Origin of the sequence: Eubacterium sp. Marseille-QA0814 (assembly GCF_965119675.1) — a bacterium.
In the GTDB taxonomy this organism is placed as follows: Bacteria; Bacillota; Clostridia; order Lachnospirales; family Lachnospiraceae; genus Eubacterium_G.
Map to the genome: position 1 here is coordinate 813,015 of NZ_CBCPMG010000001.1, position 24,417 is coordinate 837,431.

At 32.4% G+C, this 24,417-nt stretch carries 24 protein-coding genes; 5 read left to right on the forward strand and 19 right to left on the reverse strand.

The window, feature by feature from the left end:
• Nucleotide 1 precedes the first annotated feature (1 nt).
• The 10 genes from ACQY63_RS03865 to ACQY63_RS03910 all read right to left on the reverse strand — a co-directional run bounded on the left by ACQY63_RS03865 (nucleotide 2) and on the right by ACQY63_RS03910 (nucleotide 11,018).
• Nucleotides 2-2,326, reverse strand: coding sequence for a type IV secretory system conjugative DNA transfer family protein (locus tag ACQY63_RS03865; RefSeq protein WP_412335847.1), 2,325 nt, complete (start codon nucleotides 2,324-2,326; stop codon nucleotides 2-4).
• A gap of 4 nt (nucleotides 2,327-2,330) precedes the next feature.
• Nucleotides 2,331-2,468, reverse strand: a complete 138-nt coding sequence (locus ACQY63_RS03870; protein WP_412335850.1) for a hypothetical protein — start codon at nucleotides 2,466-2,468, stop codon at nucleotides 2,331-2,333.
• Entirely contained in the window at nucleotides 2,468-2,647 is a 180-nt protein-coding gene (locus ACQY63_RS03875) for a hypothetical protein (protein ID WP_299057415.1), read from the reverse strand. Before ACQY63_RS03875 ends, ACQY63_RS03870 begins: the two co-directional genes overlap by 1 nt.
• A 108-nt stretch (nucleotides 2,648-2,755) precedes the next feature.
• Nucleotides 2,756-2,983 carry a hypothetical protein gene (locus ACQY63_RS03880; RefSeq protein ID WP_151254050.1) on the reverse strand — a complete coding sequence of 76 codons (228 nt, stop codon included), beginning with the start codon at nucleotides 2,981-2,983 and terminating at the stop codon, nucleotides 2,756-2,758.
• A gap of 105 nt (nucleotides 2,984-3,088) precedes the next feature.
• On the reverse strand, nucleotides 3,089-4,129 hold the full coding sequence (locus ACQY63_RS03885; RefSeq protein ID WP_428244763.1) for a hypothetical protein: 1,041 nt from the start codon (nucleotides 4,127-4,129) through the stop codon (nucleotides 3,089-3,091).
• Nucleotides 4,101-8,858 carry an MSCRAMM family protein gene (locus ACQY63_RS03890; RefSeq protein ID WP_428244764.1) on the reverse strand — a complete coding sequence of 1,586 codons (4,758 nt, stop codon included), beginning with the start codon at nucleotides 8,856-8,858 and terminating at the stop codon, nucleotides 4,101-4,103. The genes ACQY63_RS03885 and ACQY63_RS03890 overlap by 29 nt, the downstream gene beginning before the upstream one ends.
• 129 nt (nucleotides 8,859-8,987) lie before the next feature.
• The gene (locus ACQY63_RS03895) at nucleotides 8,988-10,157 is read right to left on the reverse strand and encodes a transglutaminase domain-containing protein (protein WP_428244765.1); all 1,170 of its coding nucleotides are present in this window, start codon (nucleotides 10,155-10,157) and stop codon (nucleotides 8,988-8,990) included.
• 19 nt (nucleotides 10,158-10,176) lie between these two features.
• Nucleotides 10,177-10,428 (reverse strand): hypothetical protein, encoded by a 252-nt coding sequence (locus ACQY63_RS03900; RefSeq protein WP_412335870.1) that lies wholly within the window; start codon nucleotides 10,426-10,428, stop codon nucleotides 10,177-10,179.
• Between the two features lie 244 nt (nucleotides 10,429-10,672).
• A complete protein-coding gene (locus ACQY63_RS03905; protein ID WP_412335441.1) occupies nucleotides 10,673-10,864 on the reverse strand; it encodes a hypothetical protein in 192 nt (63 codons plus the stop codon).
• 4 nt (nucleotides 10,865-10,868) lie between these two features.
• Nucleotides 10,869-11,018, reverse strand: a complete 150-nt coding sequence (locus tag ACQY63_RS03910; RefSeq protein WP_412335443.1) for a hypothetical protein — start codon at nucleotides 11,016-11,018, stop codon at nucleotides 10,869-10,871.
• Between the two features lie 64 nt (nucleotides 11,019-11,082).
• On the opposite strand from ACQY63_RS03910, the gene ACQY63_RS03915 reads away from it, so the two are divergent.
• Nucleotides 11,083-11,409: a hypothetical protein gene (locus tag ACQY63_RS03915; protein WP_022164925.1), complete on the forward strand. Its 327-nt coding sequence runs from the start codon at nucleotides 11,083-11,085 to the stop codon at nucleotides 11,407-11,409.
• Between the two features lie 395 nt (nucleotides 11,410-11,804).
• Here ACQY63_RS03915 and ACQY63_RS03920 read toward each other — a convergent pair whose 3' ends face one another.
• The gene (locus ACQY63_RS03920) at nucleotides 11,805-12,695 is read right to left on the reverse strand and encodes a leucine-rich repeat domain-containing protein (RefSeq protein ID WP_428244766.1); all 891 of its coding nucleotides are present in this window, start codon (nucleotides 12,693-12,695) and stop codon (nucleotides 11,805-11,807) included.
• 154 nt (nucleotides 12,696-12,849) lie between these two features.
• Complete coding sequence (locus ACQY63_RS03925; protein WP_022164619.1) at nucleotides 12,850-13,254, reverse strand: hypothetical protein; 405 nt, start codon at nucleotides 13,252-13,254, stop codon at nucleotides 12,850-12,852.
• Between the two features lie 21 nt (nucleotides 13,255-13,275).
• On the opposite strand from ACQY63_RS03925, the gene ACQY63_RS03930 reads away from it, so the two are divergent.
• Entirely contained in the window at nucleotides 13,276-13,473 is a 198-nt protein-coding gene (locus ACQY63_RS03930) for a LysR family transcriptional regulator (protein WP_022164618.1), read from the forward strand.
• 85 nt (nucleotides 13,474-13,558) lie between these two features.
• On the opposite strand, the gene ACQY63_RS03935 is transcribed toward ACQY63_RS03930, so the two are convergent.
• Nucleotides 13,559-15,694, reverse strand: coding sequence for a Tex family protein (locus ACQY63_RS03935; protein WP_022164617.1), 2,136 nt, complete (start codon nucleotides 15,692-15,694; stop codon nucleotides 13,559-13,561).
• A 285-nt stretch (nucleotides 15,695-15,979) separates the two neighbouring features.
• On the opposite strand from ACQY63_RS03935, the gene ACQY63_RS03940 reads away from it, so the two are divergent.
• Entirely contained in the window at nucleotides 15,980-16,702 is a 723-nt protein-coding gene (locus ACQY63_RS03940) for a phosphatase PAP2 family protein (RefSeq protein ID WP_428244767.1), read from the forward strand.
• Between the two features lie 137 nt (nucleotides 16,703-16,839).
• Here ACQY63_RS03940 and ACQY63_RS03945 read toward each other — a convergent pair whose 3' ends face one another.
• Genes ACQY63_RS03945 through ACQY63_RS03955 form a run of 3 tightly spaced genes read right to left on the reverse strand, consistent with a single transcriptional unit; the run spans nucleotide 16,840 to nucleotide 19,395 of the window.
• Nucleotides 16,840-17,853, reverse strand: a complete 1,014-nt coding sequence (locus ACQY63_RS03945) for a glycosyltransferase family 2 protein (RefSeq protein WP_428244768.1) — start codon at nucleotides 17,851-17,853, stop codon at nucleotides 16,840-16,842.
• A 1-nt stretch (nucleotide 17,854) separates the two neighbouring features.
• Nucleotides 17,855-18,736, reverse strand: a complete 882-nt coding sequence (locus ACQY63_RS03950) for a CPBP family intramembrane glutamic endopeptidase (RefSeq protein WP_412623065.1) — start codon at nucleotides 18,734-18,736, stop codon at nucleotides 17,855-17,857.
• Between the two features lie 11 nt (nucleotides 18,737-18,747).
• Complete coding sequence (locus tag ACQY63_RS03955; protein WP_022165432.1) at nucleotides 18,748-19,395, reverse strand: HAD-IA family hydrolase; 648 nt, start codon at nucleotides 19,393-19,395, stop codon at nucleotides 18,748-18,750.
• Between the two features lie 223 nt (nucleotides 19,396-19,618).
• On the opposite strand from ACQY63_RS03955, the gene ACQY63_RS03960 reads away from it, so the two are divergent.
• The gene (locus ACQY63_RS03960; RefSeq protein ID WP_022165433.1) at nucleotides 19,619-19,951 is read left to right on the forward strand and encodes a hypothetical protein; all 333 of its coding nucleotides are present in this window, start codon (nucleotides 19,619-19,621) and stop codon (nucleotides 19,949-19,951) included.
• A gap of 85 nt (nucleotides 19,952-20,036) precedes the next feature.
• The gene (locus ACQY63_RS03965; protein WP_022165434.1) at nucleotides 20,037-20,315 is read left to right on the forward strand and encodes a hypothetical protein; all 279 of its coding nucleotides are present in this window, start codon (nucleotides 20,037-20,039) and stop codon (nucleotides 20,313-20,315) included.
• Between the two features lie 130 nt (nucleotides 20,316-20,445).
• Here the strand turns inward: ACQY63_RS03965 and argS are convergent, their stop codons facing one another.
• From argS to ACQY63_RS03980, 3 genes are all read right to left on the reverse strand, one after another.
• Nucleotides 20,446-22,209: an arginine--tRNA ligase gene (gene argS / locus ACQY63_RS03970; protein WP_022165435.1), complete on the reverse strand. Its 1,764-nt coding sequence runs from the start codon at nucleotides 22,207-22,209 to the stop codon at nucleotides 20,446-20,448.
• Nucleotides 22,210-22,243: 34 nt separating this feature from the next.
• Entirely contained in the window at nucleotides 22,244-23,503 is a 1,260-nt protein-coding gene (locus tag ACQY63_RS03975; protein WP_428244769.1) for a UTP--glucose-1-phosphate uridylyltransferase, read from the reverse strand.
• 97 nt (nucleotides 23,504-23,600) lie between these two features.
• Complete coding sequence (locus ACQY63_RS03980) at nucleotides 23,601-24,386, reverse strand: serine/threonine-protein kinase (protein ID WP_428244770.1); 786 nt, start codon at nucleotides 24,384-24,386, stop codon at nucleotides 23,601-23,603.
• Nucleotides 24,387-24,417: the final 31 nt, after the last annotated feature.

Sequence of the window (24,417 nt, forward strand, 5' to 3'; positions counted from 1 at the left end):
CTCAACTTCCTATCTTAATTAACGAAAGCAATGCTTCCTTTTCTTCTTCCTTAATAATCTTTGTAAAAATTAAATCAGTAGCCTCCATTACACTGATATCATCACTGATAATGCATCCTGCCTTTTTAAACGCTTCCATAATCTCTTTATAATTTGCCAAAGACTTAATATCGTGTTTATCAACATCACCCATTGTATTTTGCTGTATCCACAAAAGAGAAATCTTATAATCCCATACTCTTTTTCTAAGTTCAATGTAGGTTCTGTCCTCTTTATTAATCTCCCTTAAATCTATTGTGTCAGGATTTGGAAATGTGTCCGTAAGATATTCATATCTGTAAAGTAAACATTTTCCTGATTCTTCCGAATTAAATATCGGCATTGGTTTTACCTTGTTTCTTTTTAAGTCCTCACGTTTCATTATACGTAGTATTACACATTCTCCGGGTAACAGCTCCATTAACTGATTTTTATTAAGCAGTGGTTTTTCCTGCGTGTTTTCCATAAAATGTTTATGAGTTGATAACTTTTCGCCTGAACGCTGCATGTCAACTATTGTTTCATTACCTAAATTACCCGAAATTTCCTGAGCTGTATCACCATTCTTTGTTAAAATGTATCTGTGATTTCCACAGTTTTCCTTAATGGCATCTGCTCCTTCCTGTCCGTATAATTTAGTAATCTGTGAGTAACTCTGAACTACCAGATCAAATGATATATTTCTTCCAAGACAAACTGTTATGATTGAATCCATGGCTTCAATAGATGGCATGTTACCAAACTCATTAAGCTTAAATTTAACGTGTCTTGAGCATCTACCACTTTTAATGTCTGTTGCCTTCCTTGCAAGAACAAAATATAACTGTCTTATAAATACTGTTGCCATAAAATGTTTGGACTTATCAAAATCCGGAAGTCCCAAAAATACTGCAATAGGCTTATCACCAAATCCAATTTCTTCTAAATTAAAACTGCTTTCTGCTGTCATTCTTGCCATGCTTTCATATGTAAACACTGTCAGTTTAGAAAGCATAACTGAAAAGATTGATGACTTAGTCCTGTCTCCTGATACTTCAACTCCTGCATATTTCAATTTTGCTCTGTTAAGAGGTGGACGTTTATTAAAGTATTCGTCAATCATTGTTAAATCAGGATTATTTTCATCAGGATGTATTCTTGCCAGTTCTGAAAATGTATTAATGATTGAATACATGTTTACTTTCTTAATATTGTCGTGTTTTAACTTATATTCTTCCTCTTTAGGAAGGTAGTTGATTTTAGGATTTAGTATTAAATCCTTGTCTTTCTTTATGGCTTCCTTATACTTCTCATAGGCTTCTTTCTTTGCTTCTTCATTTAGTTTGTCATATGCATTTCTCTTTTCCATCCACGTAACGTATCTTCTGTTATTACTTATTTCATCAAGTTTAAGACAGTCCTCTAAATGTCCTAAAATTAATGCAACAAGCAAATTTGTTGAAGCATCATTCCAAAAACTGTCATTACATGTAGCTTCTTCAGGATTAAAAATTGAAAACGCAAACGCCTGGGCAAGTAATTCCGCATTATCGTAATCACCAATAACATAAAGTTTAACTACCATGTCTAACGGATTAAATCCTGCTGAATGAAGCGGATCCATAAAATTTAGTAAATATACAATATATCCTCGATTTTCCAATGTGCTTTTTGACGACTTATAACTTTCAAGTTTTGGATCGTTTACAATTATTGAAACCTTCTCTTTTGCTCTCGAATAAATGTCTATTTCAGGATATCCAAACATTTCATCCTTACCTGAACGTGTTGTTCCAATATCCAGGTTATTAACCGGGCTTCTGTCAATGTATAGCTTATCTCCCATTCGTGAAACAATTGCCCCACCACGCCCCTCAAAGGGTACATCTCTGTCGGGAATTTCATCGAACTGTTCCTTTATTTCCTCATTAGTAGTCCATCTGCTTGTTCCTTTTTGTCCAATATTAAAATACTCTTCAGACCATGCAACCTTAATTTTGTAAGCTGTATATAAATCAAAAATAATAAGTGTAATAATCAAAATAACAAAAAGGAATATGTAAAGTCCCTTGAACATGCTTATTATTTTCAAATTAGGAAATATGTTCCATATGTTTATGTATTTTCCCGGATTATCTAAATCCTTAAGAACCATCGGAAGTTTCATTATTGAATTGTAAAAAAAGTGTCCTGCAAAAAAGAAAAACAAATCAGCCACCGCAAGTAAAATAATCATTACCTTAGTCTGTGAAAGAAATCTTTCAATCTGCATTAATCTTTCCGGTTTTTTATCTAATTTATTTGCCATCTTCTTATCCTAAAATTTCTATGTTAATACTCTGCTTTTTTTCTTTATCATCAATTAAAACATCATACTTATTTTCGTTCTTGTTTATTTTCTGTAATCTTTTAAATTTTCTATATAATTCAATGTATTTATTCATGTTCATTAAATCTCCTTAGCTATTTTCTCCAAACTCTTCATTGCTTCAATGTATTTTCTGTGAGACTTATTTAACTTTCTTTCAGCCTTATCATTTAGTCTTCTGGTTCTGTTAAGCTTAAGCTCTACTTTCATTAATTTAATTTTTGATTTAACAGCTACTAATGTATATTTGTTTAATTTCATGTTGTTCTCCATTTTCTCAACCTATATTTCAATTATCATTGACATATGGTTGTCTTTTCCATGTGATTTTATTTTTAGTTCCCCCGCAAAAGCCGGGGGAACTAAATGTTAAAATGATATCTTTCCTGAGCCCCACTTACCAATGTAAATACATCCCATTGCAATTATTGTTCCGATGATGATTCCCGGACCAAATTTCTTTGCAAAGTTGTGTGTTGCCTCACTTGGAATTGCGTACGCACAACCTACCACAAATAATCCTATTACCGGAAGCAAATATGCATACTCAACTACCGCTGCTAAAAGTGTAAGTATGTTTGATGCAAATTTATCCATTTTTTCTCCTCTCTGTCTGTTATGCCATATAGTTACTTTCTTTCGTGATAAAAATATTTTCCTGCTTTTAGCTTCATATTATGAATGTGTCCTAACCCGCATTATCTAAATAATGCTGTTACTTTTTACATGTTTTTTTCTCCGTATTTTAGGTTTCAAGAAAATGATAAACAATACACCCGCAGTAACTACGGACAACACAATGATTCCCATTGTAAGCATAAGAGGAATAGGTTTACTTTTAATAACCTTTTCCTTATACACTGCTGTGGCAGTAATTTCATATATGTATTTTCCGCTTTTAACCTTGTTCTTTCCTTTGTATGTTGATACATAAGTTATTACTGTCTCTACATCTCCTTTTGAGCGTCCTTTGTAATTCACACGATAATGAGGCACTCTCTTTTGTACCTCAACCCTTAATACTCTTGTGTAAACTCCATTCTTTTTCTTAGGACTGCTCTTCCAGTAGGTGTTACCTATTCTGTAACTTTTCTTATCCACGCCAATGCTTTTTAGAATTTCCTTATCATATCCCTTAAGGGGATGTGATGAATTTCCATCTATCTGATTTCCATTCCATTCGTAATAGTCTTTGGATGTGGACTTAAAAGTATAATCAATGTAACTGCTTCTCCAACTTGCTGCTTTTTCTGTCACCATATTTATCTTCGAACACAATGCAGTAGCTCCATTAGCTGTAAATGTCTGTTTATTTGGTGAATTTAAGGCTTCTTCCTTATTATCAAAAACAAGATATCCGGTAACCGTTCTTCCATTATCCTTTTTTATCTCCTTTGTTTTTGTAACAGTATTTATAAGCCTGTATTTTATTCCGTTTCTTAAAACCGTCTTATTGGGCTTGTCCTTCGTACTTATGTTTATCTTTTCAACATTTGTTTTGTATACAGGCTTTTTGTCCGTTACCTTGTAACGCACATCATCAAGTCTGTAATTTTTGCCATTCTTATTTATGGCTGTTGAAAATTCTGCTTTCTCATATGGTGTTTTCCTTGATTTATATGTTTTCTGTTTTACCATCACATCAGGATTTTTAGCCTGTGTGCTTATTCCTGATGTAACAGTAAAAACAAAAATTAAAATCATAAGAAAAAATTTACTTATCCTTGTCATTATCTTTCTCATAATTTTTTCTTAACTTAATTGATATTCCCATTGCTGCTCCAAGAGCAATTAGGAATAATACAATCCACATTACAATGCTTCCGGATTCTCCTGTCTGTGGTGAATTTCCACCCTTATCATTCCAGTTCGGTGTATTAGGTGTCGCTTCTCCACTTCTTTCATTGGTAATTGTTAGTGGCTGTACCTTTGGAGTATCCTTGACTGTAAACTTGAAATCTGCACCCTTTTTGTAACCGTCCGGTGCTTTTGTTTCTGCTACAACATAAGTTTTTCCTGCCACAAGCTGACCTTCGATTTTTGCTTCACCCTGACCATTTGTTTTTACTTTTACAGTCTTACTTCCGTCTGCCTTAAAAACAAATTCCGCATTGCCCAGAGCCTTTGTTGTGTCCTTATCAACCTTTAATACCTTAACTTTTGTTGTATCGTCATTCATTCCGACTTTCTGGACTGAATTAGTATCAGCAATGATAAACTTAACATCCTTAGCTGTTACATATCCTGCCGGTGGTTCAACCTCAATTAATGTGTATTCTCCTGTAGGTAATTTAATCATCTTATGAGGCTTGCCATCAGATGTCCATGAATCAACTGTCTTTCCTTCAGAATTGACTACCTTAAGTTTAGCTCCCGGAAGATTATTTCCTTCTGTATCAAGTTTGCTTACTTCAACTCTTGTATAATCATCCTTCATTTCAACTTTCTGTATTTCGCCTGTTTCCCTGACAGTGAACTTAACATCTTCTACCCTTACATAGCCGTCTTCTGTTGGTGCTTTTGTTTCTCTTAATGTGTAATCACCAACTGCCAGCTTTTCAATCATGTGTGGCTGATATGTTGAAATCCACTTCTCAACTACCTTTCCGGTACTGTCAAGAATTTCAAGTTCAGCTCCCGGCACTAATTTTCCTGTAACCATGTCGGTTTTACTGATTTCTACTTTCGTGTAATCATCCTTCATTTCAACTTTCTGTATTTCTGCCGTATCCTTAACAGTAAACTTAACATCTTCCGCCTTTACATAGCCGTCCTTTGTTGGTGCTTTCTTTTCCTTAAGTATGTAATCACCTATTGGTAACTTTTCGATGTAGTATGGCTCATTTGTTGAAGTCCACTTTGCATATACCTTTCCATTCATGTCTGTAATTTCAAGTTCAGCTCCCGGAATTAATGCGCCTGTGGTAATGTCTGTTTTTGCTATTTTTGTTTTTGTAACATCATCTATCATTTCCACCTTCTGAACCTGTTCCGTATCCTTAACCACAAACACAATATCCTTAGCTGTTACATATCCGTCTGCCGGAATTTCCTCTGTCATGTGATATTCCTGACCTACAGCCAAAGCCTTAATCATGTGCTTGTCTTTTGTTGAAGTCCATTTATCAACATAAACTTTCTTGCCATTGACTTCATACCATACAGCTAAATGTGCTCCAACAAGTTCATCCTGATTTGTAATGTCTTTTTTGGATAACTCTGTACTTGTTGGCGTATCTTTACATTCAAGATTAATAACAACGTCTCTTGTGTTTTCGTCATAATCAAACTGTTTGTTTGGATCATCAGGATAATAGTCAGCCTCATCATCAATTGTGAACTTAATAGGTGTCTTGTTTACAAGATAGCCAACCGGTGGAACAATCTCTTCTAACTGATAATGACCAATTGGAAGTACATTGGGAAGTAATACTTCACCGTTTTCATCTGTATAGAAAGTGTCTGTCACCTCTGACTTAATTAACTCATGAGGCGCGCCTTCTATTTCAGGTTCATCGTAATAATCAACTGTCTGCTTTACATATTCGCCTGTATCAAGATTTTTTACCTTGAATCCTACACCTGCCTGTTTAATTACCTCTCCTGTCGCTGCATCTTTCTTAACGGCGTGAACCATTGCTTCAAATTCCTTGTCCTGAACTTCTATCTCGTATGAAGTTGTGTTATAAAGTGTATTTTCATCAATGAATATGTACTGTGGTTCAGCCACAAGATAATTTTTAGGCGCTTTTGTTTCAACCAAAACATATCCGCCTGCTCCAAGAGCTTCAGGAACAACGGCATTACCGTTTTCGTCTGTTGTTATGTCATCATATACAGGTTCAAGTTTTGAATAATCAAAATCAATGTAATTTTCATTTGTAAGTTCACTGTAATCAACCTTGTTTGATACTTCTTTAGTTGCTCCTGCTGTTGACTTGTCTGTTATTTTTGTGTCTTCTCCAATGGCATTTTCAGTGGCATCATCTATGCCTGTTTCTTCATCAGTTACAATCTTCTGTACTTTATATAAGGCAAACTTTGCGCCCTTAAGTCCAATTGACTCCTTACCTGTTCTGCTTACTGATACCTTATGAAGATTTAAGTTAAGTCTTGCCTCATGGTTGTTTATTACATACTCCTTTTCAAATGCATTAGAAAAAGAACCCATTGTGTAATGTGCTTCATTTGCGGGTACGTAAACTTTTGTGGTGTTCTTTGCAGGCAACCTGTAACCATCCGGTGCCTTTGTTTCAACAAGAATGTAATAATGTTCCGTTAAAACAGTTCCGTTTTCTCTCCAGGATTGCGGACCGTCAGATGTTTCAATACTCATTAACTTTCCAAAAGTTAATTTACCATCTTCACCTGTTTCACCTGCTCCTGCAAGAGTATCATTATTTTCAGCGCTAGGAACGTAACCTTCCTGATCATATTCAGCCTTTGTTACTTCCCATAGTTCAAATGCAGCACCGGAAAGAAGTTCTCCGGTCTTGTCATTTTGCTTAATAACCGTAACTTCACCTGATGACTGACTGTTATCAACTTCAATTGCTTCAGTATAATTCTGTTTATGTGCGACATTTCCTAGGTTATTTAAAATGTCTATTGAACCGTCACTGTTTAAATTAAAAACAATAACCATGTTCATGTTGTTTTTATCATAATCGGCTAAAGTATGAAGTATTTCCGACACGCCATGACCAAAGCCCCAATATCCACCGTTTGTTGCATATCCTGAAGGTCTTTTTGTTTCAACAATTTGATATGTTCTTCCTGTCGGTAAATCCTTTGTAGTGTATGTGTTTTGAACATTTCCACTTCTATCAACATCCTGAGCTATTTTTTGTGTCTCAGCCCAGTACATGTCGTACTGTGGAGTTCCTGCATCCACTGTTCCAATCTTGTAGTATTTTCCGTCTTTTCTGTTTTTATAAACAGATATTGTAAATTCAGCATCAAAAATCGGTGTCTGTGTGTCCGGATCAATCTTAACTAATTTAACCGGATAATTAGTTGATGTGGTTTTTGTGTTTGGAATTTCAAATGAAACACTCTGATTTTCATTTGTTGTACCGTTTCCCGACTTAATGTTAAACACCTTGCTTGCCTTACTGTTTATGTAACCGTCAGGTGCTTTTGTTTCTACAATCTTAAACTTGCCAAGGTTTTTGCTTGTGTAATAAAGTTTTGCTGATTTTGCATTACCGTTTTTATTTGTAACAATTGGGTTAGTTACTTCATTATTTATGTTGTTTGACTTTGTTACTTTTGTGTCATACTTACCTGTCTTTTGATTGTATGCATAAATTGTAAACTGTGCATTTGAAAGGTTATTGTTTGTTGCCTTATCATATTTATGCACTGATACCGTTATGCCAGGTATAATGTCCGTTAGCTGTGTCTTACAAAGAGATGCCAAAGTTCCTGCTGTTTCCAAGTAAGATGGTTTATTACCACTTACACCTGACTTTGTAAGAGACAGTGTTGCTCCGGTTGCTCCATCCTTGATTTTTCCCCAGTTAATGTCAAATGTCATTGCTTTCTTGTTTTTATTGGATGTTGTTCCCGCAACATTTTTTGTTTCCTTAATGTAATAAGATACTGTCTTATCGTATATTCCATCTTTCTTAAGAAGAACTGTATCTATTCCGTTCTTATCAAGTGTAAAAGTTCCAACCTTTGTTCCGTTTTTACTTCCTTCATGAATTTCATATTTAGTTCCGGCTAAAGATATGCCTGAACCACTCTGATCCAAGTCCTTGTTTATCTTTACCTTAACTTCCTTGTTGGAATATACCTTACCTGTAAGCATTGTCTGTGAATAGGATGCCACCCACTTAAGTAATGCAACCTTATTGTTGTAGGCTCCGTCTGCACCGTTTTTAATGTAATTATATGCCTTGTTGTATAAATTTGTTGCAGTTTTATCTGAATAGCCCATGAGACTCTTCATTGATGCTATAAAGCCTGCCTTAAAACCATTTCCGTCATATGTACTTGCTGTAAAATTTCCTTTATGATTTCTTTCCAATACAACTGTTCTCCATACAAAGAACTGTGTTGCGTATCTTACTGCATCTGTCTTGTAATCTCCTTTTGTGTCATAATAAAATGAAATTAAAGCCTTGTAATATTTAATTCCATACCCTGACTGATATGTAGATGACTTATAGGCACCTGCTTTTGTTGTTTCACCTACTCCCGGTGACATACAAAAGGATGCTCTTGAATCACCTTCAGAACTCATTGTGTCTGCCTCACATACCTTTGCATTGGTTGAAGAATACAGCCCTGACAGTCTGTGATATGCTCCATGTGACAGTGTTCCTGTATGAACACCCGAAGCAGGAAAACTTCCTGCCGCTTTAACAGTTTTTTCCTGCTGATAACCTGTAACCAATGAAACCATCATTACCATTACAAGAAATGCAGCTATTACCTGTCTTACGTGTTTTCTCAACTTTTCCATTTTTTGTAAACCTCCTATTTTTTTCCTTAAAGTTAGTAATCTTTTTCTCCTTTCCTAAATTTTTGTATAAAAAAAACAACCCATACTTTTATGTATGAATTGTTTTTTATAACCTGTGTTGTATTAAATTTATTCCGGTAGATTGTATAATTCAGAATCTGTTAATGTTTGTGACATATCTCCATTTTTCTTACATCTCATATAGTGACTAATATTGTCAACTTTATGATCCTTTGTGTAATCACTTGTTTTATATTTTTCATCAATATAGCTCATTTGTTTACTATCTACATAACCTGATTCCCTAAAAAATGGACCTGTAATATCATATTTTTGTCCGCAATAAGCATCTGTCAAATCAACCACATAATAATAGTCACCCAGTTTAATGTAATTCCATGCGTGATTCATGTTCTGCCCATCAATATAAAATCCCGACGTATGTACAAAATCACAATCAATTCCTATGTATCTACAAATAAGTGCATATGTTACTGAATAGCCTGCACAAACTGTTTTCTTATCAAACAGTGTTTCATATATTCTCTGACCGTAAACACTATAATCATAGTCAATGTGCTTTACCATGTATCTACCAATTCTGTATGCTTTCTCTTCATCAATCATATCGTCTGTAATCTTGCTCTCCTTAACGATACGTTTGACTTCATTCATTATTTTGTCATAGTCTTTTTTGCTATACCAGTCTATTGTGCTGTAAAACGGGCTTGTAATAAGTCCATATTGATCCTCTCCACCATCTTCACCTTTATTGAATACTGTATAATCATTTAGCTTATAAAGTGTTCCTTTGTAAGTCTTTGACTGTTCAATCTGAGCAATTAGCTTATCAATGTTATTTTCTCCCCAGTCAATTTCCGGTTTAACGTTTTCTTCATTATCATTGTTTTTCTTGTTATTGGTATTTTTCTTTTTAGCTGCTTTGTTTTTTACATTTATCTTACATTTGATTGTTTTAACTGCGGGAGTATAATCAAGTAAGAGGTATTTAACTGTTGCCTTTAAGGTTGTCTTTCCTTTTTTCTTACCAGTAATTCTATATTTGTTTTTCCTTAATTTCTTTACTTTAATAATTTTCTTGTTATACTTTAATTTTACTTTTTTAATATTTTTAGATTTCACACCGGAAATTTTTATTGTATAGTTCTTTCCCTTTGTAATTGATTTTGATGTTTTATTAAATGTTACCTTAGCTGAAACATTCTTTGTATTTGCAAACATAAAAGTTACTGTTAAAAGAATCATCATAATCAATAATGTATTTTTTCTGATCTTCAATTTACTCACCTCCTCAAATTTATAACGACAGGTCATCGTCCTTATAGCGTTGTCTGTCTATACGATTTTGACTTTGTAGCCTTTCATATCTTTTCTCAATAATCCATGCAACTGAAGCAACTCCAAGTATAACTACAGCTATTATTATAACTTTCACTATACCCATGTAGCTGTTGCCACTCGCAATGAAAAACTTATAAACCATATATACTAAGGCATCTGTTAATCCTATTGCTGTAACAGCTTTAGGAACTGATAAATGTTTTTTCATTTAATCTCCTAAAATTATATCATTTAATCTTAATTTTGTACATTTTACTTTTCTGTAATCAGCTTCAACAATTCATACTATTAAGTTGTCAATGTTCAATTAATTTTTCTACTGTTTATTCTTTGATTTCTTTCTAGGCTTTGGCGGTTTTGTAAAATTAATTTCCTTGTCGTTATCTAGTAACGCATCAATAATTTGTTCCCTTGTGTACTTGTTTTCTTTTTCCATGTTCAAATCCTTTCTTCTATGTAAGTGAGAATTGTGCTTTTTCGGCACTGTATCGTTTTCCTGCCCTGATCCACCCCAAGTTAAGTTCCTGCTGTAATTCAAAAGATGTAATTCCTAATGTTTCACACATTTCTTTTCTTGATACCTTTTGGTTGTACATGTCTTCTAGCAATACTCTTTTGTCGTATGTAAGTTTCGCTCTGGGCATCTTTTCAGTCTCCTTTCTGCTTGTAATTTTTATTAATATTTTTTATATATAAACTTTCTTCCACATTTTCTTCAGTAAAACTCTTTAAAATTTTCTCCAACTCTTTATCAGAAAGTTTACTGAGTTTATCTAAAATGTCTTTTGATATTTTCATATATGTATTCCTTTCTCTATTTTTTTGATATAATTAATTAAAATCTATATTTAAGGAGTTTATTATGTATAAACCATTTACAAAAAGACAAACTAAAATACTTTTATTATCATTAAACACTTTAAAAATGCACCTTGATACTTTTTCAACATTAGAGGAACAGCGTCAAGCTCCTAGCATTATTAATGCGACGATTGACTTTCTTACTATTGGTACAAAAGATAATGCAAAAGCATTAATTGGCATTTCACTCGCATCTGTATATGCTCATAATGCTTTGCTAGGACTCGAAAAAATTGATGACGAGTCTCTTGCTAAAATGAAACCTTTTAAATCTGAATATGATAGCCTCTATAAAAAATATTCACATATCTTAAAACTCAATTTATAAGATATTTTCTCATTAAAATTTGTACAGTTTTCAATAGCAATTTCATATTTAAAGGCAAAAAAAATAGTGCAAATAGTACTATTTATTAGTACTATTTGCACTTAATTATATAAGTCACGATTTTTTTAATATTTTTTATTTTGGCCATTTTGCATATCTAAATTCCACTCTATTATTCCTTTGCTATAGAACCAAATCTCATAGACATATCTGTAGCTTTTATAGCATAAATCAACCAATGTACGCCTATACAGCAACTATTTTATTTTGGTTCCAAGTGTATGTACAATTAAAAATTTATTCAATAGAATTTTCAGACTTATTTTCCATCACATAAGAAAGCATCGAAAACAAAGTTTTTCATAACCTTATCTTCGATGCTTTTTCTCTTAATTCTACAATTTTAATTTTGTACAACCTTTAAATGCATTCTTTTCAATTATTTTCACAGATTTTGGAATATTAATATCTGTTAAATTTTTACAACCATAAAATTGCTTGTCTACAATCTTTTCAGTTCCTTCAGCTAAGACAACTTTTTTTAATTTTTTGCAATTACGAAAACTAATATTATCTCTCTTCTGTGTTGTTTTAAACACTACAGTTTTGAGCTTTTTCATATTAGTAAATGCCTTCATATCATCATAGCCACCGTCGTAAGCATCACCTTTGATTATTAATTTTTCCAAATAACAATTATCCTTAAATGCGTAACTTGCAATAACTTTTACTGTTTTTGGAATGGTAAACACTTTGTTCCCACTATACTTTCTTGGGTAACAAATTAACTCCGTCTTCTTACTGTTAAATAATGCTCCCTTGTACACTTTAAAAGATTTATTGCCTTTTTCAACTTTTATTGATTTCAAACCTGACAATCCGGCAAAAGCATAATCACCTATATATTTGCATTTTTTAGGAATTTTAATGCTCTTTACTTTAGGACACTTTCTAAAAGCTCCTTTTTCTATTGTTGTTAAACCTTTTGAAAAAACTACTTCTTTCAGATTCTTCAACGTATCAAAACTACCATCGTAAATACTGTCTACCTTATCTGATAAAACGATTTTTTTGATTTTCTTATTATTCTTAAAAGCTCCGTTTATAATAGTTACTTTTTTAGGAACATATACTGTAGTATCTCTTCCCTTATATTCTGTCAGTATGTACTCCTGCCCACTCTTTTTAATAACAAAATCTGATGCTGCTTGTACTTTTGTATTACTACTTACACAAAACATAATTGCAGCAATTAAAAATAAATACTTTAATGTTCTTTTTTTCATAAACACTTCCTCCGCGTATAATATTTTATTGGGGATTTGGGAAATACTTTTCATACTTATTTTAGAAATTTAGAATTTTCTTGAAAATATAATTTAAGTCTTTCACCCCCTTCAACATGGAATATTGTACCATTTTTTATCCCTTATGTAAATTTTATCTTTTAATTCTTGCAGGTTTTGACCATTTGCTTGCACCTACTGCTTTTACTCTTACATATAATTTCTTTTTATTTTTAATTTTCTTACTTGAAAGAGTAGCTTTTGTCTTTCTGACAACCTTCTTATATAGTACCTTTTTGAACTTTTTGCTTGTTGACACTTGTACTACATACTTCTTAGCTCCTGTTACTTTCCTAAATGTTAATTTAATTTTCTTTGAAGCTAATTTTTTCTTGCTCTTTTTAGTTATCTTTGTTTTCTTAAGTGCTTTTTTAGCAGTTGTACTAGCATTTGTATTGTTGCCTGTTGTTACATTTTCAGTTGTTTCCGGCACATCATCTTTTTTTGTTGTAGTAAAACTTATGGTGATTTTACTCCTAATGTTGTTTTTGAAACCCATGATTACGCGGCTCTTAGATATATGATTGAAAAGGATAAGGGGATTGGGCTTCTGCCTGAAAAGTTTTTTAACCTGCAACATTCAGATAAAGTTACAATAGTTCCACTTAAAGAAAAAGTATCCCGTTCTCTTGCCATCGCCTGGGATAAGGATAAATTACTTACAGAGGATGAACAGAACTTTCTTGAATATACAAAAAAATGGTTTGACTCCTTATAGGAAGCAAACCATTTTTCTACTATAATCTTACATCAAACTGTAATCTTACATTAAGCAGCATCTTACATCAAACTGCAATCTTACATTATAATTTCATAGTAAGCTGAATACGCTTTCTTTGCTTATCAACACTTAATACTTTCACATTTATAACATCTCCAACAGATACCACATCTAATGGATGTTTTATAAACTTATCACTCATTTCTGAAATATGAACAAGACCGTCCTGATGAACACCAATATCAACAAAAGCCCCAAAATCAATTACATTTCTTACAGTTCCTTTAAGTTCCATGCCTTCTTTTAAATCATCAAAATCTAAAACATCACTTTTAAGGATTGGCTTAGGCATTTCTTCTCTTGGATCTCTACCCGGCTTTTCCATTTCAGCAATCATATCTTTTAAGGTTATTTCGTCCGTATCAATTTCTTCTACCACAGCTTTAATGTCTTTTACATCTTTTGCAATTTTAACATTTCCTGATAGCAAATCATCTGTTGTGTAACCAAATTTCTTTAAAAGCTTTTTAGCTGCTGTATAACTTTCAGGATGAACACTTGTATAATCCAAAGGTTCTTTACCATTTCTGATTCTAAGGAAACCTGCACACTGTTCAAAAGCCTTTGGACCTAATTTAGCAACTTTTAATAGCTGCTTTCTTGTTGTAAACTGACCGTTTTCCTCTCTATATGCAACAATATTTTTTGCAAGGGTTTTACTTATTCCTGAAACATATTCAAGAAGAGATGCTGAAGCTGTATTTAAATCAACGCCTACATTATTAACACAATCTTCCACAACATTTCCAAGTACATTTTCCAGTTTCTTTTGATTCATGTCATGCTGATATTGTCCTACGCCAATTGCCTTTGGTTCAATTTTTACAAGTTCTGCTAATGGATCCTGTAATCTTCTTGCCATTGAAGTTGCACTTCTTTGTCCCACATCAAAATTAGGAAATTCTTCTGTTGCTAGTTTGCTTGCAGAATAAACAGAAGCTCCTGCTTCATTTACTATTACATACTCTAATTTTGTAGGGCATCTCTTAATTATTTCACATACAACTGCTTCTGATTCTCTTGAAGCTGTACCATTTCCCAATGATATAAGGCTAACATTGTATTTCTTAACAAGATCTAAAACAATCTTAATTGACTCTTCAACCTTATTTTGTGGTGCTGTTGGAAAAATCACTTTGGTGTATAATACTTTGCCTGTCTCATCTACAATTGCCAGCTTACAGCCTGTTCTAAAAGCAGGATCCCAGCCTAATACTGTTTTTCCTGCAATTGGTGGTTGCATAAGAAGCTGTTTTAAGTTCTGGCCGAATACTGAAATTGCTCCGTCCTCTGCCTTTTCTGTTAAAGAGTTTCTTATTTCTCTTTCAATGGCTGGCTTTATTAATCTTGTAAAACCATCTTCAATTGCTTCTTTTAAAACGTCTGAAAAAGGACTTTGGCCTACAATTATGGATTTTTCCAAAACTCTAATAATATTTTCATCAGGCATTTCTATTTTTACATTAAGTACCTTTTCTTTTTCGCCACGATTAATTGCTAATATTCTATGACCTGGAATTTTATCAATAGCTTCACTATAGGCATAGTAATTTTCATAAGGTGTCTGTTCCTCTTCATTCTTTGCCTTAGATGTTATATTTCCATGCTTAATTACCGTATGTCTTATGGCATTTCTATATTCTGCGTCATCTGACACAGCTTCTGCAATAATGTCTTTTGCACCATTTATGGCATCTACTACTGTTTCCACACCTAATTCTTCATTAATATAATTCTTCGCTTCTTCCTCCGGTGTCTTCTCACTCTTTTGAAGAAGAAAAATATTTGCAAGTGGCTCTAAACCTTTTGCCTTAGCTTCTGTTGCTTTTGTTTTTCGTTTTGGTCTGTATGGTCTGTAAATATCGTCCACTGCAACAATAGTCTTAGCCTCTTTTATCTGCTTCATTAATTCATCAGTCATTTTGCCCTGTTCTTCAATAGAAGCAATAACTGTCTCTTTTTTCTCTTCTAAATTACGTAAATATTTTAGTCTTTCATCTAAGTCTCTTAACTGTTCGTCATTTAACTCTCCCGTTACGGGTTTTCTGTATCTGGCAATAAAAGGAATTGTATTTCCCTCATCTATTAACTTTACTGCTGCTTCTACCTGCCAAACTTTTACCTGTAATTCTTCTGCAATAATTTCATTAATGTTCATTTTTCCTACCTTCTTTAATTACTCTCTAATATTCTTATATAAATAACTCTAATATTTTTATATTTAATAAGTCTTTATTTTTATCCTCAATAACTCTTTATTTTTCATTTTCACAATGTTATACTTTTTTAGGACCATAACTATTCTATCAAATTTTTATAAATTTGTGTGCATTTTGTAATAGTTTTTTAATATAATGTGTCTATTATACTACTTGTGATTACGAGTTTCATTTCTCGTAAATCATTAGTTCAAAATAAATAAACAATTAGATGAAGGTGACTTATGAGCAAAATATCCAATGAGCTTCGTAAGTACAAACACGCATGGCCCTTACTATATGTTTTCATATATATGCCATGGTTCATTCTTTTAGAAAAATATATACCGGCAGATTTTCCGGGACTTCATATTATGCATTGTCCTTTGGATGATATTATTCCATTTTGCGAATGGTTTGTAATTCCATATTTATTGTGGTTTTTATATATACCTGCTATATTTGTTTTTCTTTTTTATCATTCAAAAAATGAATTTTATCGTATTTGTGCCTATGAGTTTACAGGAATGACTATTGCTTTACTGGTATGTACATTCTATCCTAACGGTTTAGAACTTCGACTTTCTAATATCGGTAGGGAAAACATACTTATTGACTTAGTCCATTTCCTATACAATAACGATACACCAACAAATGTTTTTCCTAGTCTTCACGTATACGTGACTATTAGCGCACACATTTGTTTAGTAAAAAGTCCACACATGCAGGGCTTAAATTCAAGAAAACATATTAAAGTAATATCGCTTATATTAGCTATTTTGATATGTATGTCAACATTGTTTTTAAAACAACATTCTGTTTTAGATGTTTTAGCAGGAACCGCCTTAGCTTTTATACTGTACTTTATAGTATTTAAATGGTGGTTTAGAAATACAGAATTTCCTGCTCCAAAAATTAAAGATCCTAAACAACATCAGGTTCTTTATTTTTTAAACAAAAGAAAATAATTACAATTCTTAGATTATAATACTTATAATTGTTTTATTTTTATAAAAAAATAATTTAGTTTCTAATATAAAAAGCTAAATCTCATTAATGTTTGGTTTACATTCCTTTTCATTAATGAGACTTAGCTTTTTTCATTTTAGTTAAATCCAAATATTTTTTGAGCTAATGCATAGCCTATTACAGAACATTTTCTTCCAACTTTACCAGGTAGATTCATTGTTCTACCAAGAAGTGACTTTCTAACCTTTTGATATAACACAGGATTACTTTCTAAAACATCCTGCCATAATTTTTCTTTGTCTTTTAATCTTTGTTCTGAACCTTCCAATATAGAAAGAATTGATGAGACACACATCATCATATCAAAGTAATGAACCATGGCATTATCTGTGTGTTTATTTTCTATAACAGTATTGTTGTATACACCTAACATTATACGTGTGACTCTATACTGTTGATCCAATCTCTTAATCATAATTGATTCATTTACCGACTGATCATCTCTTCCTATAAAGTATTTGTATAAACATACATCTAAGTAATAAATGTTCTTTACATATGGTAATGGCTGGAACACATAAATATTATCCACATAAAATGTGTGTTTTGGAAGCTGCATCTTACATTCTCTTAATACTTTTGTTCTATATATAACCGAGTGCATTAATAAATACTGTGATGTGCCAAAATGTAATTCATCCCAACCAAACATTCTTCCTACAGGCATTGCGCTTTTGTATTTCATAATTTTCTTATGCTTTGCTCCCTGCTTATCATACATAAAGTTAGAAATCAGCATGTCAAGTCCTGCATCTTTTGAAACCATGTCCTCTAATAAATCAAGGACTTTCTGTAAAGCATTTTTCCCAAGACAGTCATCACTATCAAGAACTTTAAAGTAAAGACCTGTAGCATTTTTGATACCTGTATTTACAGCTTCACCATGACCACCATTCTCCTGATGAACAACTTTTACAATATCAGGAAATTTCTTCTGATATTTGTTCGCAATCTCTAATGTATTATCAGATGAACCATCATCAACCACTACAACTTCCACTCTGTCACCGCCGCTAATTGCACTTCTTATACTCTTGTCCATATATTCACTTGAATTGTAGCATGGAATAGCTACTGTTAATAATTTCATTTTATACCTCCTTAGGTTTAACTAATTTGTTTATTATAACACCAATAACCAATGATGCCAAAGCAAAAACAATCATCACTGTAAATAAGCCATAAATAAGTTCGCTATTAGATATTGTTTCTGTTGTTTCACTTCCTGTGGCCGCTGCCTCAGACATTGCCGAAACTAACACTGATGTAATATTTGCTCCCATATGAAATAATATTGGAGCAACAATTGACTTATACTTTTCATATAACCAAACAGCAAGCAAGCCTATAATAATAGTATATGGTGCCTGTATCCAGTTTCCATGAAATACCCCAAATAATACTGCCGATAAAATTGCAGCTATTGTAACATTAGATAAGACTTTTAATCTTTTATAAATCAGCCCTCTAAAAATCATTTCCTCTACAATAGGTGCAATGAAGCCTGCTGTAACAAGCTGAGATATAAATGAGCTTGAATTAATGGCAGTCTGTGTACTTGAATAACTGTCAATCATAAACTGTGGCATAAACATTTGTAATATTGACACAAGCATACTTGCCCACCACATACAAAACGCTCCAAACGGCAGTATCAATAAATATTTCCATTTTTTTACTGATTCATATCTTTTAAAATCACCTGTTCTCTTATCTGCGTCTATATCAAGTTTCATCATCAGTCCCATAATCGGAATTGTTCCAAGTGCAGAAATACCTGTAAGTAACATAGCATAGCTATTTGTAATTTCTGTTAAATATTGTTGAAGTTTTGATGATGACATGCCATGGAAAATACCATACGCTGTAATTCCACCCTGAATAATAACTATTACTGCTATTTGTATACATAAATAAATTAACATTGGAGTTACTATACCCCAAAGTTTTCTTCCTAAAGTTCTTTCTTTCAAAACATACTCCTTTAAACTAAATCCAACAAATCAATAGGCGTATTTGCTATTGCCTTTGCGCCTTTCTCTTTCATTTCTTCTACAACTCCATATCCATATGAAACACCTATTGAATCTATTTCAACTGAATTTGCACCTTCAATGTCAAAAATAGTATCTCCAATCATAACCATTTCATTTTTATCTACAGAATTAATTTCATTAAGTAAAGCTAGCAATACATCGTTCTTATTATGTATAGGACCATTTAAATCTGCTCCCTTTACATAATCAAAATATTGCTCAATATGTAAATATTTAATAACTTCCTTCGCCATGCCTAATGGTTTTGATGTTGCCAAAGCAATGATTTTACCTTTTTCTTTCAAAGATATAAGTAACTGCTCCACCTTTTCATACAGGCTTGTTTCATATATTCCTATAGGTGTATATCTTTCTCTATAAAATTCAACACCCTGCTTTGCCTGTTCTTCTGAACAACCATAAGTTTTCATTAATTCATCTTTAAGAGGCGGCCCCACAAAATGTTTTAATTTTTCCAAATCCTCTTCTATAATATTTAGTTTTTTCAAAGCATACTGAACACACTTTGTTATTCCAATACCGGAATCGCTAAGGGTTCCATCTAAATCAAAAATTATAACCTTGTACTCTTTCATAGATTTCCTCTTTTACGCAATTTTCAAACTATTATAACACAAACCCACTTGTTTTACATCCGTTTTTGCTTTATAATTTAATAGTGTTTTGGTTTCGGAAAATGAAAACGATTTTGATTGTATTCATTATATTTAAACCAAAGATAAGACAGAATTGATTATCGCTTACATCCAGTGATTTTTCTGAATTATCTAATATTAAATTTTTGAGAGGTACATAAAAATGAGTCAAGAAAAAGTAGACAAGTACAAACAGGAAAAGTACAACAGAAAACATGCCACAAAGAAAAGAAACATGAAGAAAATCGCAGCTTATGTTGTAACTACATTAGTGGCAATTATTTTTATAGGATACATGGGTTATTCAATTGCAGTTACAACAGGTCTTTATACACCTGCAACAACTACATCACACACTGAATTATCTAAGAGCCAGCTTGAAAGCATTAGAAACGCTCTTGTTCAGAAGGGTGATTCAAATGTAAAGGGAACAACTAACAGCAGTGCTACACAGACTACTACTGCAGCAACTACAGAACAGACTACTACTAAATAAACAGCTAGTAGATAACTATTAAACAGTTTATAAAGACCGGATAGTTAATAAGCTATCCGGTCTTTATCATAAAAGGAACAAAAAAATGAAAAACAAAAAAATCTACAAAATAATAATACCCATTTTCATTGCTATTATTTTAATCATTATAATATTATTCAAACTATTTACATCTTATTTTTTTACACTCTATTTAAATTGGGGAGTAAAAATTCCATTAAGTATAGATTATTCTATAACCTACGAAAAAGATTCAGGCAAAAGTTTTCATGGTGACGGTGTATTTTATGATATTCTATCCTATGAAAACGAAAAAAGCATATCAGATTTTCTCAACTGGACAACAAAGGCACCACTTAGCTAAAACAACTAAGTGATGCCTTTTTTAAGAAACACCGTTTCTTAGAAATAAATCCTGTTGGATAATAAGGTTATAAATATAACCATAAAAAATATTAAAAATATAAAATTTATGAAAAAGTAATGTATAAACATTACATTTTCTCTGGTGCTGAGAAACCAAGTAAATCAATACCTGTCTCTAATACTTTCTTTGCCATGTTAATTAATGCAATATAGCCTTCTTTCTTCTTTTCATCTGCTTCAGAAAGAATCTTTGTTCCATGATAAAATCTGTTAAATGCATTTGATAAATCATAAATATATGAACAAATCTTGTGTGGGGCTAATTCCTTAGCTGCATTTTCAATTACTTCATTCGCCTTGGCAATTTCAAGCATTAACTGTAACTGTTCATCATTATCTGTATCAATAATAGAAAGATTATCTACTGTCTTTCCTTCTTCTTTGTATTTTTCGATAATTGATTTAATACGAACAATTGTATATAAAATATATGGACCTGTGTTTCCTTCAAAAGAAGCAAATCTATCAATATCAAAAACATAGTCTTTTGATGCCTGATTTGACAAATCACCATATTTTAAAGCTGCCAAACCTACAATCTTTGCAGTTTCTCTGGCTTCTTCTTCGCTTACTGAACGGTTTTCCATAATCTTATTATAAACAGCTTCGTTAATCTGTGAAATAAGATTTTCAAGACGCATTACGCCACCTTCACGAGTCTTAAAAGGCTTACCGTCTGAGCCATTCATTGTACCAAAACCAATAAATTTCAATTCTGTTTCAGGTTTAACAATGCCTGCCTTCTTAGCAACTCTAAAGAACTGTGTATAGTGTAAATCCTGTCTCTTGTCTGCTAAATAAACATACTTATTTGGCTGGAAGTCCTGTTCTCTTTGAACTAAAGTTGCGATATCTGATGTTGCATATAAAGCTGCTCCATCTGACTTTCTAACTATACATGGAGGAAGTTCTTTGCTGTCTCCTTCTTCTGCAATGTCAACAACTAAAGCTCCCTGACTTTCATATGCCAATCCCTTATCAATTAAATCCTGAATTAATCCAGGTATATAAGGCTGAGCATCGCTTTCACCTTTCCATAAATCAAATTCAACATTTAAGTTATCATAGTTCTTCTTTAAATCAATTTTTGAAACATTCATAATATGTTTCCAAAGTGCTGTGTATGGAGCATATCCACTTTGAAGTTTTAATGTTGCTTCATGGGCTTTTTCCTTAAAAGCAGCATCTTCTTTTGATTTCTTACTTGCACATGGATAAATTTCTTCTAATTCAGAAATTGTAAATGGTGCTTCACTTGGATATTCTCCTGTAAAGCTTTCATCAAAATATGGTAAGTCCGGCTTACGTTCCTGTAACTCAGTAATAATAAGTCCCATCTGAAGTCCCCAGTCCCCTAAGTGAACATCTCCAATAACTTTATTTCCCATGTACTTTGAAATTCTTTTTACACTTTCACCAATAACTGCTGAACGTAAATGACCAATATGAAGTGGTTTTGCAACATTTGCTCCGCCGTAATCAACTACAACTGTTTCAATATTGTCATTTTCTATTCCAAGCTTATCTGCCAAATTCATTTCATTTAAATATTTTGCTAAAAAGTCGCTATTCAAATTAATATTAATAAATCCGGGATTTACAGCTTCCACTGATTTGAACATGCCATTATTTCCAATTGCTTCAACAACATCATTTGCAATCATAATAGGCGCTTTATGGTATAATTTTGCACCGGCCATGGCACCATTGCACTGATATTCGCAAAGATCAGGTCTGTTAGAAACACTAACTTTTCCTAATTTTTTATCATAATCACATTTTTCAAATGCTTTTTCAAATTCCTCTGTTATTAGTTCCAGTAACTTTTTCATTATGCTCTCCATTCTTTATGTATTTAATTATATTTTATAATTCAACACCATTTAATTTTAATAACTCTTTTGCAGTGTCTACTGAATCCACACCTGTTTTGTTTTTAATAGGGGCAAATTCTTTTTCTCTTACCACTTCATAGGCAAGACAGTTATCCATCATGTGAATCATATCTAAAACAAGAGTTTCAAACTTGTAACCATTTTCTGTTTCAGGTTTAACTAATTCACCGTTCTCATTTATATATGGAATTTTCTTCTTTACAATATGAACTGATAAATTGTTTTCAAGATTCTTTTCTAAATCTTCTATATTAAATAAATAGTTTAATATTACACCATACTTATATGCCAACTCACCATTATCCAATGTTTCATAGCGCATATCTTCTGTAAGTTCATAATATTCAACTATTGATGGTTTTCCATCTTCTAAACAAAGCACGCCTACTTTTTCCTCAGGGTTTACCTTTGATACAACCTTAGCTGCTGAGCGGTAGCCGCCGTCAATCATAGCACCTACAAAACAAGGATCAGCCATTCTCTGACAAACATTATCAACAGCAAAAATATTAATATATTCTACACCTATTTCTTTTGCCTTTTTGCATAAACCTGATTTAACAAAAGAAATAAACCAACCACCATTGCCATTCGGTGAAGTTGATACTCTGTCTTTTCCTTCAAGATAAATCTTCCCATCAAAAGACGTTGCTGGGGCCATTTCCTGAATAAAGAAATCAACAAAATCAGGATTATACCCAAAATAATTCATCTCTTTAAAGAAATTAATTGTATCATCATTGTTCTTTTCACTTGTCATAATATATAAAGGAACCCAAGCACCTGTTTCATTTACAACATCCATTAAATTTCTAATAAGCATTTCAAAAATATAAACATCTTTTGTTTCACCAATGTTGTACATGCCCTTTGGCTTATCTGAACCAAGTCTTGTTCCCATACCACCTGCTAAAAGAAGTGCTGCAACTTTTCCTTTTTTAATTGCATCTGCACCTACAGCAGTAAACTTTTCTCTGTTTTCCTCTATGTTCTTAATGGAAACAGCATCATCTAATGGTGTGATAACACCTTTATCTCCACTGTGTTCTTTATTTTTAATTAAATCAATTAAACTAAAATCAAGCTTACTAATCTGATCTAATAAATTTGCTTTTTGAGTATCGTTTAGTTCATCATAATACTTTAATAACTGCTCCTGATTATTTTCCTCTAATAACTTTTTAATATCATCGTAACTCATATTTCCTCGCTTTCCTTTCAATTCCATCATTAAAATTTCCATAACATAACTGCCATGAAATTAATTTTGTGATTATCAATTATAACGACTCTCTTACATATTATTAAGAATAAAATATTTTTGTATATTATGCAAGTTTTTTAATGTCGCATAGAAGGTCAATACAGTTTTGATATCTGTCTTTTGGGTTAATTTCTGTGCATTTCTTTATTATCTTTCTTAACTTACCATTAACTCTAAAAGATTTTATTTTGTTATTATATTTTTTCTTTGTGCGCAAAAAATATAACGTTGTTCCTATACCGTATATATCTGTTCGAATGTCTGTATTATACAAACTAATACCTTTACAGTCTCCATATTGTTCAGGTGCGGCAAATCCCACACTGCCTAAAGCTACATAATCAACAGCATCAACACTATATCGTTTAGAAATTCCAAAATCTATTAACTTGATTCTGCCATCTTTTTTCATAATAATATTAGACGGTTTCAAATCTCTGTAAATGATAGGTTTCTCTAAGGAATGCAAATAATATAGCCCACTACACAACTGTTCTGCCACATTGGCAAGTTGTTTTCTGTTCATGCAACCATTGATTTTCACATAGTCATCTAAGTTTATACCTTCTACATACTCCATAATCAGATAGAATCTTCCATCTTCTTTTATTAAATTAAAAATTTTTGGAAGGACCGGATGACTACAATGCTTAAGCGCATTAAGTTCTTTTTCCATTCCTTCCAATAATTTTTCTCTGTTGGCAGGATCTGATGTTATGTACTGTTTCAAGGCAAACATTTTTGAAGTATAAACATCTTTAACCTTATACACACAGGAACTACCTCCGGTTCCTATGTTCTCCAATACATAATATCGTCCTCCAACTACCGTATTTATTATTTTGTCCATATAGCACACCTTTCCGGATGTGCTTCTCTCC